Origin of the sequence: Pseudomonas sp. SZ57 (assembly GCF_009495975.1) — a bacterium.
Lineage (GTDB): Bacteria > Pseudomonadota > Gammaproteobacteria > Pseudomonadales > Pseudomonadaceae > Aquipseudomonas > Aquipseudomonas syringae.
Window position 1 is genome coordinate 64640 of sequence record NZ_WIBD01000005.1, and the last position, 12032, is coordinate 76671.

General features: G+C 59.0%; 13 protein-coding genes. 6 read left to right on the plus strand and 7 right to left on the minus strand.

The genetic code is table 11. The features are described from left to right. Window positions 1–10: 10 nt before the first annotated feature. Entirely contained in the window at window positions 11–1774 is a 1764-nt protein-coding gene (locus GE543_RS08480; protein ID WP_153221208.1) for a cation:proton antiporter, read from the minus strand. A gap of 291 nt (window positions 1775–2065) precedes the next feature. Between GE543_RS08480 and GE543_RS08485 the strand changes: the two genes are divergently transcribed. Beyond that, a complete protein-coding gene (locus tag GE543_RS08485) occupies window positions 2066–2551 on the plus strand; it encodes an acyl-CoA thioesterase (RefSeq protein ID WP_003316052.1) in 486 nt (161 codons plus the stop codon). A gap of 46 nt (window positions 2552–2597) precedes the next feature. Here GE543_RS08485 and pdxY read toward each other — a convergent pair whose 3' ends face one another. Next, window positions 2598–3464: a pyridoxal kinase PdxY gene (gene pdxY / locus GE543_RS08490; RefSeq protein WP_003340274.1), complete on the minus strand. Its 867-nt coding sequence runs from the start codon at window positions 3462–3464 to the stop codon at window positions 2598–2600. A gap of 118 nt (window positions 3465–3582) precedes the next feature. Here pdxY and GE543_RS08495 point away from each other — a divergent pair, with 118 nt between their 5' ends. After that, on the plus strand, window positions 3583–3975 hold the full coding sequence (locus tag GE543_RS08495; RefSeq protein WP_003316050.1) for a DUF3301 domain-containing protein: 393 nt from the start codon (window positions 3583–3585) through the stop codon (window positions 3973–3975). A 136-nt stretch (window positions 3976–4111) separates the two neighbouring features. On the opposite strand, the gene GE543_RS08500 is transcribed toward GE543_RS08495, so the two are convergent. Then, on the minus strand, window positions 4112–5083 hold the full coding sequence (locus tag GE543_RS08500; RefSeq protein ID WP_046271148.1) for a GTP-binding protein: 972 nt from the start codon (window positions 5081–5083) through the stop codon (window positions 4112–4114). 52 nt (window positions 5084–5135) lie between these two features. On the opposite strand from GE543_RS08500, the gene GE543_RS08505 reads away from it, so the two are divergent. Then, window positions 5136–5510 carry an NADH:ubiquinone oxidoreductase gene (locus tag GE543_RS08505; protein WP_153221209.1) on the plus strand — a complete coding sequence of 125 codons (375 nt, stop codon included), beginning with the start codon at window positions 5136–5138 and terminating at the stop codon, window positions 5508–5510. Between the two features lie 3 nt (window positions 5511–5513). Here the strand turns inward: GE543_RS08505 and GE543_RS08510 are convergent, their stop codons facing one another. Beyond that, the gene (locus GE543_RS08510) at window positions 5514–6164 is read right to left on the minus strand and encodes a DUF1826 domain-containing protein (protein WP_153221210.1); all 651 of its coding nucleotides are present in this window, start codon (window positions 6162–6164) and stop codon (window positions 5514–5516) included. Then, entirely contained in the window at window positions 6164–7372 is a 1209-nt protein-coding gene (gene zigA, locus GE543_RS08515; protein ID WP_153221211.1) for a zinc metallochaperone GTPase ZigA, read from the minus strand. The genes GE543_RS08510 and zigA overlap by 1 nt, the downstream gene beginning before the upstream one ends. A gap of 140 nt (window positions 7373–7512) precedes the next feature. Here zigA and GE543_RS08520 point away from each other — a divergent pair, with 140 nt between their 5' ends. Beyond that, the gene (locus tag GE543_RS08520; protein ID WP_153221212.1) at window positions 7513–7896 is read left to right on the plus strand and encodes a glutamine synthetase; all 384 of its coding nucleotides are present in this window, start codon (window positions 7513–7515) and stop codon (window positions 7894–7896) included. 5 nt (window positions 7897–7901) lie between these two features. Here GE543_RS08520 and GE543_RS08525 read toward each other — a convergent pair whose 3' ends face one another. Both GE543_RS08525 and GE543_RS08530 read right to left on the minus strand, forming a co-directional pair. Continuing rightward, complete coding sequence (locus GE543_RS08525; RefSeq protein WP_003340262.1) at window positions 7902–9128, minus strand: N-acetylmuramoyl-L-alanine amidase; 1227 nt, start codon at window positions 9126–9128, stop codon at window positions 7902–7904. Window positions 9129–9328: 200 nt separating this feature from the next. Further along, a complete protein-coding gene (locus GE543_RS08530; RefSeq protein ID WP_003316040.1) occupies window positions 9329–9850 on the minus strand; it encodes a DUF3617 domain-containing protein in 522 nt (173 codons plus the stop codon). Window positions 9851–10019: 169 nt separating this feature from the next. Here GE543_RS08530 and cls point away from each other — a divergent pair, with 169 nt between their 5' ends. Then, window positions 10020–11459: a cardiolipin synthase gene (gene cls, locus GE543_RS08535; RefSeq protein ID WP_100073155.1), complete on the plus strand. Its 1440-nt coding sequence runs from the start codon at window positions 10020–10022 to the stop codon at window positions 11457–11459. A gap of 104 nt (window positions 11460–11563) precedes the next feature. Beyond that, on the plus strand, window positions 11564–12031 hold the full coding sequence (locus GE543_RS08540; RefSeq protein WP_153221213.1) for a YhfG family protein: 468 nt from the start codon (window positions 11564–11566) through the stop codon (window positions 12029–12031). Window position 12032 lies beyond the last annotated feature (1 nt).

Genomic DNA, 12032 nt, shown 5'->3' on the forward strand with positions numbered 1-12032 from the left:
TCTCCGGGCCTCAGTGCCCGGAGTTCTCTTGATGGTTACCCAGTGTTTCCAGTAACGCAATCTGCATCCGGGTATGCACACGGATCAGCCAGCGCCACAGCAATGCAGCGACCAGTGCAGCAACCAGAGCAACCACCAGCAGCAGTTCGTTGGCCGGCAGAATGCTTGCCGACAGCGCCGCCAGCATCACGAAAATCACCATCAGCGATAACAGCGGAATCACCTCGGCCACGACCTTGCGCACGCGCACGGTATGCCGGCCCGCCATCTCGGGCTTCACGCCCACCTCGGCCAGCAGCATCGACAGCGCCTTGAGCTTGCGATACGCGGCAATCAGAAACGGCAGTGACAGCAGCAGCGCCGCGCCGCAGACCCAGGCTTTCTGATGGCTGACATCGCCCACCCATTCGCTCATGTAGCCGCCAAGACGCTCGGCAAAATAGCCACCGCTGAAAAAGATCGCCATCACCAGTGCCAGGTTGACGCCGACCTGCAAGAGAATCCGCCTGATCATCCCGGCCAGCACTGCACTCTGGCCTTGCGGCTGAATGCTGCGCAGCCACTCGCCGTACATGCCGAACACCCGTGCAACGCGCCGGGGCATGATCGCCGCCAGCTTGAGCGACAACGGGTCTGCGCCGCGAATCAGATACGGTGTCAGCAGGGTGGTGATGGCGGATACGGCGACTGCCACCGGGTACAGAAAGTCGCTGGTGACCTGCAGGGTCATGCCCAGCGCCGCGATGATGAAGGAAAACTCGCCAATCTGTGACAGCCCCATGCCCACGCGCAGCGAGGTACGGCCATCGTTGCCTGCGATAAAGGCGCCCAGGCCGCAGGACAGCATCTTGCCCAGCACCACGGCAACGGTAATGACGGCGATCGGCCAGGCATATTGCAGCAGAATGCCCGGATCGATCATCAAACCGATGGCCACGAAAAAGATCGCGCTGAACATGTCGCGAACCGGCTCGATCAGGCGCTCGATCTTCAGCAACTCACGCGACTCGGCCATGATCGCGCCGATCAGGAAGGCGCCCAGGACCATGCTGTATTCCAGCTTGACCACCAACAGACAGAAGCCGAAACACAGGCCCAGCACAGTGATCAGCAGCATCTCGTTGCTTTCGAATCTGGCGACATAGGACAGCAGTCGAGGCACCACAAGGATGCCGACCACCAGCGCCACGATCATGAACAGCGACAGCTTGCCGACGGTGGAGAACACTTCCCCGGAACTGACCGAGCCGCTGACGGCGATGCCGGACAACAGCGCGATGATGCCGATACCGAGAATGTCCTCCACGATCAACACGCCGAAGATCAACTGGGCAAAGCGCTGGTTCTTCATCTTCAGGTCGTTGAGCGCCTTGACGATGATGGTGGTGGAGGAGATCGCCAGAATCGCGCCGAGAAACAGCGAGTCCATGGTTTTCCAGCCAAAGAACTGCCCGATCTCGTAACCGATCCAGATCATCAGGGCAATTTCCAGAAAGGCCGCGATGAACGCCGTGGCGCCGACCTTGAACAGCTTGCGCAGGCTGAACTCCAGCCCGAGGCAGAACATCAGGAAGATCACCCCCAGTTCGGCCAGAATTTTGATGGTGTCTTCGTCGTGGATCAGACTGAATGGCGGGGTGTGCGGACCGATGATGAACCCGGCAACGATATAGCCCAGTACGACCGGCTGCCGGAGGCGATGGAAGAGAATGGTCACCACACCGGCCACCAGCATGATCACTGCCAGATCCTGAATGAAATTGATGGCATGCATGATGGCGAAGCTCCTTGTGATGATGACGTTGCAAGCCGATATCGCCGTGCCCTTCAGGGCGACAGCTATCCTTTTCGTCACTAAAATCCGATAAAGACGTAGGAAAAAACCCGATCCACAGATTTTTGCAGGTTAACACCGCCCCCTTCGACATAAAGGCGGTGCAATATATGGAAACAGATAGTTATGACGCGTGACGGCCGCCTGCTGGCCAGCGTCCCGATAACTGTCGCAAGCCCCTTGAGCGCCAGCATAGGCGCCCCTTGAACACCTTGACCGTGTGAGTACGCTATGGAACCCGGAAACGCCCAGCTGTCGATGACTGTATTGATGACCCCGGACATGGCCAACTTCTCTGGCAACGTACACGGCGGCACGCTGCTCAAGTACCTGGACGAAGTGGCCTACGCGTGTGCCAGCCGCTACGCCGGACGCTACGTGGTGACGCTGTCGGTAGACCAGGTGATTTTCCGTGAGCCGGTGCACGTCGGTGAACTGGTGACCTTTCTCGCCTCGGTCAATTACACCGGCAACACCTCCATGGAGGTGGGCATCAAGGTGGTCACCGAAAATATCCGCGAGCGCTCGGTACGTCATTCCAACAGTTGCTTCTTCACCATGGTTGCCGTGGACGACAATCGCAAGCCCGCCAGCGTCCCGCCCCTGGAGCCCGAATCGGCCGATGCCAAGCGACGTTTCATCCAGGCGCAGCAACGCCGCCAGATTCGTCAGGAACTGGAAAAGCGTTATCAGGACATCAAGGAAGAAGCGTTGTAATTACCCGGCTCGGGCATTGATGCCCGAGCCTTTGATAGCAGATCTATTACAAACGCACGGCTTCGAACTTTACCCGTGGATGCGCGATGCGATCCTGAGCGCGCACCAGTTCCAGCTCATAGCTGCCACAGGCCTGGGTTTCCAGCAGCACTTCGTGGACGGCGGCCGCAGCGAACTCGAACGCTGCAACCAGATCGTCGCCGAGCAGCACACGCGACAGAAACAACCCGGAGGTCAGATCACCCACGCCGACCGGCTGACGCGGAAACGCCAGTAACGGGCGGCGCAGATGCCAGCTGGCCTCGGCAGTGACCAACAGCATTTCAAAACCATCGGCGGCCTTGCCGGGGTAATCGAGGTGTTTCACCACAATCGCCTTGGGACCACGCGCCAGCAAGGCCCGCGCCATCGCCAGGCAGTCGTGCAGTGATTCGGGCTTGCGCCCCGAGAAGCTGTCCAGCTCCAGTTGATTGGGGCACATGAAGTCCGCCATGGCCGCCGCTTCCTGCAGCAGGAAATCACTGACTTCGGGCGCAACGATGCAGCCTTTTTCAGGATGGCCCATCACCGGGTCGCAGAGGTACAGCGCTTTCGGATTGGCCGCCTTGATGCGTGCCACGCCCGTTAGGATCGCCCTGCCCTGCGCCGCACTGCCCAGATACCCCGACAGCACCGCATCGCAGTTGCCCAGCTCGCCGATGGCGGCAATCCCGTCGATCAGCGCAGGAATCTGCTGCGGAGCCAGCACTTCGCCGGTCCACTGCTTGTATTGCGTGTGGTTGGAGAACTGGACCGTGTTGAGCGGCCAGACGTTGACCCCGATACGCTGCATCGGGAACACCGCTGCGCTGTTGCCGGCGTGGCCGAATACCACATGGGACTGGATAGCGAGCAAATGAGGCGTACGTTTCATGGGGGGCGGAATCCTGAACACGATGCAAATGCAATAATGAGAAATATAAGTCGCGCAGTATGGCTGTAAATCACTCAGGACAGTTAAGCTGACGACTCCTACGCTGGAGCACTCCGTCATGCTGACCCTGGGAAACATCTTCGTGCTGATGCTGTTCGCGAGCGCCGCGGCCTGGTGGTGGCACGCCCATGGTCTGCGCGAAAAGGCGCTGGCACGCGTCAAGCAGCACTGCGAACGCCTTGAGCTGCAACTGCTGGACGACGCGGTGGCGCTGCGCCGCCTGACCTTCGCCCGCGACGCTCAGGGCCGCAAACGCCTGGCCCGCGTGTATGGCTTCGAGTTCACGGTGACCGGCGAGCAACGTCACCCTGGCACGATCACTATGTTCGGCGCGCACACTGCGCAAATCGAACTGGCACCCTACCCGTTTGAAATCAAAACACCACCGCCCAGCGCTGAAGTTATTCAGATGAGCGAATGGCGTCAATCGCATCAGAAATGGAAGCAGTAGCCGCGCACGACTCTTGTTGCCGCGATTCAGCGCTCATGTCCATGCGTAAGCCCGACTGACCATCGTGCCAATGCTCCGCGTTGGCATGCCGTCCCGGATGCTCTGCGTCCTGCCCTCAGCTATCAACTGGCACCTGTCACGCCAGACACTCCAGCATCTGCGCCTGCAACTTATCCACATCCTGCGCAGTGGAAAAGATCAACTCCAGGCGAGAGTCCTGACGCCATTCGCTGATGTGCCAGGCCAGCGGAGCCCCGTCGACCACGTTGCCGGAATACCAACCGCCCTCGCTGTGGATAACCATCTTCGCCCGCCGCCAATCAAGGCTTTCCAGCCAGTGCAGGATGCGCTGCAGATCGAAGCGCTGCGAGGGATGCCAGCGCCAGCCGATGCTCCAGCCTTCAGCACTCACCTGACTCAGACAGATCGGCACCTTCGGGTCGGTCCATAGCGCGGGCAAGTGGCCGACCCCGTTGGGCAGCATCAGCTTATCCACAGCCTGTTTATCCACAGCAGTACCGCTGGCAAACCCCGGCACACGGCTCAGAGGCAGCTCGCCGTGTCGGGTCCAGATCAAGGCATGCGGCAGCAACTGTTCGGTCAATGCCTGACGAGCCACGTCATCCAGTTGCTCGGACTTGTTCATGACCACCAGCCCTGCATGCGCCAGGGCTTCCTGCTGAGTACTCGGCAACGGTTGTCCGGCGAGCATTGCCTGCGCGTCCAGCACCACCACGCCGGGCTGGACATCCAGCACGCCGCGCCACGGCGCTTCGCGCAATTGCGTCATCAGTTGCGCGGGATGGCCCAGACCCGAAGGCTCGATCAACAGACGGTCCGGCCGCGCCTTGCGCAACAAACGCCCCAGGCCGATCTGGAATGGCACGCCATTGACGCAACACAGGCAGCCGCCAGCCACTTCGCCAAGTGCGATACCATCGGCATCCGTAGTCAGCAGCGCGGCGTCCAGGCCGATCTGCCCGAACTCGTTGATCAATATGGCCCAGCGCTCATGGGCAGGTTTCTGCGCCAGCAGGCGCTTGATCAGGCTGGTCTTGCCGGCGCCCAGCGGGCCACCGATGACATGCGTCGGTATGTTCTGCAGCATGAGATCACTTTTGGCGAATGCGTTGTTCATTGAAGAGCAAGGAAGGATAACGATGCAAGTAATGCGGCTGTCTGCCCGCCTGGCGTTGATGCTGCTGACAGTGTCTTCCAGCTCGGCGTGGGCCGAAGCGTGTCTGGTCCACAGCCAGGCCGAAAGGCTCGACGTGAAGGTCTGCCAGGAAAATATCAACATTCCGGCAAACCTGTTTCACGACAGCTTCTGCCAGCCGCAGCTCGCCGGGCAGAAGACCGAGACCACCTATTCGCAACAGTGCCCGGCAGGTGCGTTCGGCGTCTGCCGCAATGCGCAGGTTGCCAATATGCCGTATCGCGAGCACATCCACTATTACGGCGTCGCCGGTGACGCGCTGTACCTCAAGCCCTTTTGCGAAGGCCAGAGCAAGGGGCAGTGGATGACGCCTGACTGAGCATCACGCCAGCCAGTCCAGCGTCAGAATCAACCTGCGCTCGTTGCGCAGCAATTGCGGCGAGCGATGGATCAGGCCGAAACCCTCATTGCCGTGCCAGCGCTCGCCCTTGAGCAGCGCCACTTCACCACTGTTGATCTGCTGGATATAGGCAGCATCCGTCGGCTCGGCGTCCAGACGCCCCAGTTGTTTGCGGTCCATCACCCCTTCATGCAGCCATTGACTGCCCACCCCGCCGTAAGTGGTGATAAGACGCACCGGCACGTGGTCGACATGGAAGCGCGGGCACATGGCCTTGTCGAGCACCCGCAAGCGCAGACCAACGCATTCGGCACCCAGCAGACAGGCATAGGCGCCGACCAGCCAGGAAACGTCGGCAATGAAACCCTGATAGCCCAGCAGGTCGGAATAGCCCGATGTCAGCGCGCTCAGGTCAGGCTCGAGCTCGCCGCCCTGCACCTCCAGGGTCATGGATTCGGCTAAAGGCTCACCCATCGACAGCAGCAAGGCACCGAAGTCTTCTATGTGCGCAGGCAGTTGACGCTGCCAGAGCGCCAGGTTGACGCCGTCCTGCAGAATATCGCCCAACACGTCGGGTGTATCGCCCTGCGCCTGTCGAACTGCGGTTTCAGGTTTAAAACGATAAGCCAGCATCAGGCAGCCACCTCTTCATGCCAATCGCCAAACGGATCGGCCAGCGCACGCCAACGCTCGACACCCGCCTCCATCTCCGCATCAGTGAGCAGGCAGTTGTCCAGCTCTGCGGTCAGCCGCGCAAAATCAATGTTCTGGCCGATGAACACCAGCTCCTGCCGACAGTCGCCGGTTTCACTCGTCCAGTTCTCCAGAATGGACTTGACGCTCTCCTTGTCCTCGGGCCAGCTGTCGCGGTTCACGAAACGCCACCAACGCCCGGCAAAGCCATGGCGCATCAAACCGCCTGCTTGCGACCAGCTGCCCGCATCCTTGTATTTACTGGCCAGCCAGAAGAAGCCTTTGGAGCGCAACAGCTTGCCGTTGCTCCAGGGACGATTGATGAAATCGAAAAAGCGCTCCGGATGGAACGGTCGACGAGCACGATAGGCGGTTGATGCAATGCCGTACTCTTCGGTTTCCGGCATGTGTTCGCCGCGCATTTCCTTGAGCCAGCCCGGTGCCTGGGAAGCGCGCTGGAAGTCAAAGCGCCCGGTGTTGAGAATCGTCGCCAACGGCACCTGGCCCATCACCATCGGCACAATCTCGGCCTCCGGGTTGAGGCGCTTGAGGATCGCCATCAGCTCTTCACGCTCACTGGAGCTGATCAGGTCGATCTTGCTGAGCAGGATGACGTCGGCAAACTCGATCTGCTCGATCAGCAGGTCGGTAATCGAGCGATCATCGTCTTCACCCATGGTTTCACCGCGTGTGGACAAGCCTTCTGCCGCCTCGTAATCGAGCAGGAAGTTCACGCCGTCGACCACGGTGACCATGGTGTCCAGGCGCGCCAGATCCATCAGGCTTTTGCCGGCCTCGTCGCGGAAGGTGAAGGTTTCAGCCACGGGCAACGGCTCGGAGATTCCTGTGGATTCGATCAATAAGTAATCAAAACGACCATCCTGAGCCAGACGGCTGACCTCTTCGAGCAGATCCTCGCGCAGGGTGCAGCAAATGCAGCCATTGCTCATCTCGATCAGCTTTTCTTCGGCACGGTTCAGGCTGACATCACGCTGAACTTCGCTGCCGTCGATGTTGATCTCGCTCATGTCGTTGACGATCACCGCAACCCGCAGGTTTTCACGGTTGCGCAGTACGTAATTGAGTAAAGTGCTTTTTCCGGCGCCGAGAAAACCGGACAGTACGGTAACGGGTAGAAGATTTGCCATCAGGATTCTCCAGGCAGCTGCAAGGTTTGAACCTTGTTCATGTCGGCTGCGACGAATCCCTCTGGCAGCCAACTCTAATCACAACAGGATGTTATAGTATAACAACCGTAAATAGCTATGGCCTTGCTGAAGGGATCTTCATGAGAAGGGTTTCGACAGGTTTGATGGCGATGCTGATCAGCGCGCATTTGCTGGCTGCACCACCAAAGCCCTCCGCCGATCTCGCCACCTGCACGCGCAGTGCGACGCTGCTGGCGTGCAACGATGCGCACGGCAATAGCTACAGCGTAGCCACCGCCGGCTCAACGACCTGGTTGAAGGGTTACGAGGTACTCGACAAGCGCCGCTGGGCACAGACCAACAGTCGCTATGGCCAGTTGACGTTTTTTACCGGGCTGGCGTCTGATGGCGAGGCTTGGGTAGGCACTGTGCAGCGTGTGGGCTGGACGACAATCACTCGGGTATCCAGCTCAAGCGGCACGCGCAGCAAGATCACCTGCAGCCGCTTGAACGGCTGCCGCTAAGCCGGTCAGACCGGCTGTTCCTGCTTCTGCGCCTGCAGCCAAGCCATGTGCGAATCCACTGGCGGGTTACGCTGGAAATAGCGCTGCAGGCCATCGAACAGGCCATCGGCAACGGCCTGTTGATGACGCGCAGTGACCAGACGCTGGCTGTCGCGGCTGTTGGAGATGAAACCGGTTTCGACCAGAATCGACGGCACGTCCGGTGATTTGAGAACGGCGAACCCGGCCTGTTCAACACGCTTCTGATGCAGCGTGGTGATGCCTTCCAGACTGCCCAGCACGGTGTGACCCAGTTGCAGACTGGCCGCAATGGTGGCGTTCATCGACATGTCGAGAATCACCCCGGCAAGCATCGGGTCCTTGTCCTTCAGATTGAGCAGCGACGTGGCACCCAGCAGGTCCGCGCCGTTTTCCCGCTGAGCCATGAAGCGCGCCGTTGCCGAGGTTGCACCACCTTCGGAAAGAGCGAACACCGACGCACCCGAGGCCGTCAGACGAGGCGCAGCATCGGCGTGCACGGAAATGAACATGTCGGCGTTGGACTTGTGCGCGAACTCAACACGCTTGCGCAGCGGTACGAAAAAGTCATCGTTGCGCACCAGACGTACGTCGAAGCCTTTCTCGCGCTTCAAGCGTCGGGCCAGCAATTGAGCGATGGACAGCACCACATCTTTTTCGCGCTCACCCCGCGAACCCACGGCGCCAGGATCCTTGCCGCCATGACCGGCATCGACCACCACCATGATGTCGCGTCCGGTGTGCGCCTTGCTGGTCGGGATCGGCACAGGCACCGGCGGCGGCAACTCAGCCATCTGCACAGGCGCATGGGCCGTGGAGCTCATGTCCAGCACCAGCCGATGCCCCTGCCCGCCTTCCGGACCAAGCAGGAAACTGTTGAGCTGTACCGGGGCGGTGAGGTCCAGCACGATGCGCGTGTCGTCACCCTGGCCGTAGTGCCCGGAGCGAATCGATTTTATGACGGTACGGTCCAGCGCCAACTGGCTGAAGTCGCCGGTCAGCCGCGAACCGCTGACGTCGATGATCAGGCGGTCGGGGGCTGTCAGGGTGAAGGTCTTGTATTGCACCGGGCCGCTCAGGTCGAGAACCAGTCGCAGCTTGTCGTTGGTACGCCAAAGGCGGGCGTTACGAATCTGCGTGGCGAAGGCACCCAACGGCAACGTCAGGGCCGCGCTGGCCAGCAGCATGTTGAGCAACACTTGGCGTCGGTGCATGGAACGTCTCAAAGAGCAAATTGAGCATCCCGGCTCACGAAGGGTTCATCCACATCATTAGTAACAATATAACATGCAGTTACGGACGAAAGATGAGGCCCTTCATGAAGATTAAGTCATCTGAAACCTCGTCAGAGGTGACAAAAAATCATCACCTCTGCGCAGCGTGTTCCACGTGGAACATAACTCCATGAATTTGATCAGGTACGCGGGGCGACGTTGCCACATTGTGGCCCCAGCCACACGGCGCGGGTGTCCATGCTGCCGTTCTGTTGCTGACCGGTAGCGTTGAATGTACCCACAACATTGGTGGTGAACTCGCGATCACTCAGGAACTGCGCCTGCCCGGTGCCCTTGGCTTTCGGGCAGCTGAATTGGAAATTCCAGGTCTTGCCGTTGCGCGCAGTAATCTTTTGCGTGCATCCGGAGGCCGGGTCAGTCAGCGGAATGTCGTCCGACTGCACCTGCGCCTGAGTCAGGCAAGCCCTCACACCTTTGCCGCCCAGGGTGACGCCTTGCTTCTTCATCATCTGTTCCATCATTGCACGCTGCTCGGGCGGCAGATTCTGCAGCTGCCCCAGCATCAACTGCATGTCTGGCAGCTGCTGCCCGTCCACTTTCATATTGCTGGACGTCAGCTCCCACAACCCCGGTTGCAGCATCTGCGCCTGAGCCAAAGGAGCCGCCAGACAAAACATCCAAGCCAACATGCGTTTGTTCATTTCAAGATTCCTGATCGGGCATTGCGGATGAAAACGAGACTGGAATAATCCAGCCAAAAGATAAACCTTAGACGGCAGACATGTTGCCCAGTTGCACCCGGAATTAAATAGCGACATTCCTGTTCAGCTGTGGTCTGTTAGGCAGCAAAGGCGAGGAGCATTGTTCCACATGGATTATCACGACCCGTACTTTTTCGGTTACGTCCTGGGTTTCATTCATTTACTCGGTACAGGTGCCGCCATCCATGCATTGCTGACGGTGCGGACTTCCCAAGGCGCAATTGCCTGGGCGATGCCGCTGCTGTTCATTCCCTATTTCACCTTGCTGCCTTATCTGGTGTTCGGCCGAAGCTCATTCGACGCGTACATCAAGGCGCGCCGCCAGGCCAACCAGGAAATGCGGATCGCGATCGGCAGCCTCAACTGGCGCCCATGGATGGAAGAAGCTGTGGCTGCGCGTCGATCAGATGCCTATGCGGCACTGCGTGCGATGCCCAAGCTGGGCAACATGCCGGCGCTGGCCAACAACAAGGTCAAGTTGCTGATCAATGGCGAGGAAACCTTCGGGGCCATTTTTCAGGCCATCCGTGAAGCGAAAAAGACCATCCTGATTCAGTTCTTCATCATTCATGACGACAAACTCGGGCGCGAGCTGCAATCGCTGCTGCTGGAAAAAGCCGCCGAAGGCGTGGCGATCTTTGTACTTTACGACCGCATCGGCAGCCACGCTCTGCCAGGTGCCTATATCGATAAGCTGCGCGACGGTGGCGTGCAGATAAAAGCCTTCGCCACACGCGGCGGCTGGCTCAATCGCTTTCAGATCAACTTCCGCAACCACCGCAAGATCGTCGTCGTCGATGGCCTGAAAGGCTATATAGGCGGTCATAACGTGGGTGATGAATACATGGGCCTGAAGCCGCCGCTGGCCCCATGGCGCGATACTCATGTGCAAGTCATCGGCCCGGTGGTCGCCTGCTTGCAGGAGTCGTTCGCCGAAGACTGGTTCTGGGCCACCCGCGAACTACCACCGCTCAGCCTGCCTGATGAATTTCCCGAAGACGGTGTGCTTTGCCAGTTGCTGACCAGTGGCCCGGCTGATGCGCAGGAGACCTGCTCGCTGTTCTTCGTGGAAGCCATCCACGCGGCCGAAGAACGCGTGTGGATCACCAGCCCCTACTTCATCCCTGACGAAGCCGTCACCGCTGCGCTGACCCTGGCAGTGTTGCGCGGCGTGGACGTGCGCCTGCTGCTGCCGTCGCGCCCCGACCATTACGTGGTGTATGCCGCTTCAAGTCTGTACGCCTTCGATGCTGTGCGTGCCGGAGTGCGGGTATTCCGCTACGAACCGGGCTTCCTGCATCAAAAGGTCGTCCTGGTCGACAACGAGATTACCGCCATCGGCAGCGCCAACCTCGACAACCGCTCGTTCCGCCTCAACTTCGAATTGATGCTGCTGACGGTCGACAGCGACTTCTCCAGCCAGGTGGAATCCATGCTCACCGCTGACTTTAACCTCGCCCGCGAAATCTCCGTGCAGGAAAGCCACGAGACGCGACGTCTGCATCAACTGGGTATGCGCGTGGCGCGGCTGATTTCACCGATTCTGTGAAGATTAAGGCGTACGACTTGTTGCACCTCAACCATTGGATAACCAATGAGTTTTCACTAGAATTTTGGTAACCACGCGCATCGACGGATTTTACGAGGCTCAAGATGAAGGCGTCACTGCAGCAGGTGTTACAAGCTGATCGAATCGACGACCTGCAAAAACTCGGAACATTTATTGAAGTGAAGAGATGCATCGAAACTCAGTTGATGTTGAAGCTCGGGGTCAACGGCTGGGTTGCGTTATTCTCGAAACTGAATGTTCTGAAAACCGCACTCTGGACGAGTAAGACCTCCGTTCACATGGCTGCCCACGAGAACACCTTCAGGGACGCAAAACGTAAAATTTCAAAAAGCCTGGGTTTTCAAATAACGGCACACAATCAAGCGGAGCTCGACCGGCTGATACAAACATGCTCACTGTATGTTCTCGGTTTTACGGTCGACCCGCATAAGCGCTTTGAAGAGAAGAAACACAGAAATTTCATAAACAGTTCGAAACTGGAAGGAATCCACATACCCCCCACGGACGAGAAAACGTCTTTGGAGATGATACTGGCCAAGCACAGAAGATGAT

What these genes read in the sequence shown, in the direction of transcription:
- GE543_RS08520 (WP_153221212.1), top strand. Translation starts at nt 7,513, where the DNA reads ATGAGAAGGGTTTCGACAGGTTTGATGGCGATGCTGATCAGCGCGCAT.
- GE543_RS08485 (WP_003316052.1), top strand. Translation starts at nt 2,066, where the DNA reads ATGGAACCCGGAAACGCCCAGCTGTCGATGACTGTATTGATGACCCCG.
- pdxY (WP_003340274.1), bottom strand. Translation starts at nt 3,464, where the DNA reads ATGAAACGTACGCCTCATTTGCTCGCTATCCAGTCCCATGTGGTATTC.
- zigA (WP_153221211.1), bottom strand. Translation starts at nt 7,372, where the DNA reads ATGGCAAATCTTCTACCCGTTACCGTACTGTCCGGTTTTCTCGGCGCC.
- GE543_RS08480 (WP_153221208.1), bottom strand. Translation starts at nt 1,774, where the DNA reads ATGCATGCCATCAATTTCATTCAGGATCTGGCAGTGATCATGCTGGTG.
- GE543_RS08525 (WP_003340262.1), bottom strand. Translation starts at nt 9,128, where the DNA reads ATGCACCGACGCCAAGTGTTGCTCAACATGCTGCTGGCCAGCGCGGCC.
- cls (WP_100073155.1), top strand. Translation starts at nt 10,020, where the DNA reads ATGGATTATCACGACCCGTACTTTTTCGGTTACGTCCTGGGTTTCATT.
- GE543_RS08540 (WP_153221213.1), top strand. Translation starts at nt 11,564, where the DNA reads ATGAAGGCGTCACTGCAGCAGGTGTTACAAGCTGATCGAATCGACGAC.
- GE543_RS08495 (WP_003316050.1), top strand. Translation starts at nt 3,583, where the DNA reads ATGCTGACCCTGGGAAACATCTTCGTGCTGATGCTGTTCGCGAGCGCC.
- GE543_RS08505 (WP_153221209.1), top strand. Translation starts at nt 5,136, where the DNA reads ATGCAAGTAATGCGGCTGTCTGCCCGCCTGGCGTTGATGCTGCTGACA.
- GE543_RS08530 (WP_003316040.1), bottom strand. Translation starts at nt 9,850, where the DNA reads ATGAACAAACGCATGTTGGCTTGGATGTTTTGTCTGGCGGCTCCTTTG.
- GE543_RS08510 (WP_153221210.1), bottom strand. Translation starts at nt 6,164, where the DNA reads ATGCTGGCTTATCGTTTTAAACCTGAAACCGCAGTTCGACAGGCGCAG.
- GE543_RS08500 (WP_046271148.1), bottom strand. Translation starts at nt 5,083, where the DNA reads ATGCTGCAGAACATACCGACGCATGTCATCGGTGGCCCGCTGGGCGCC.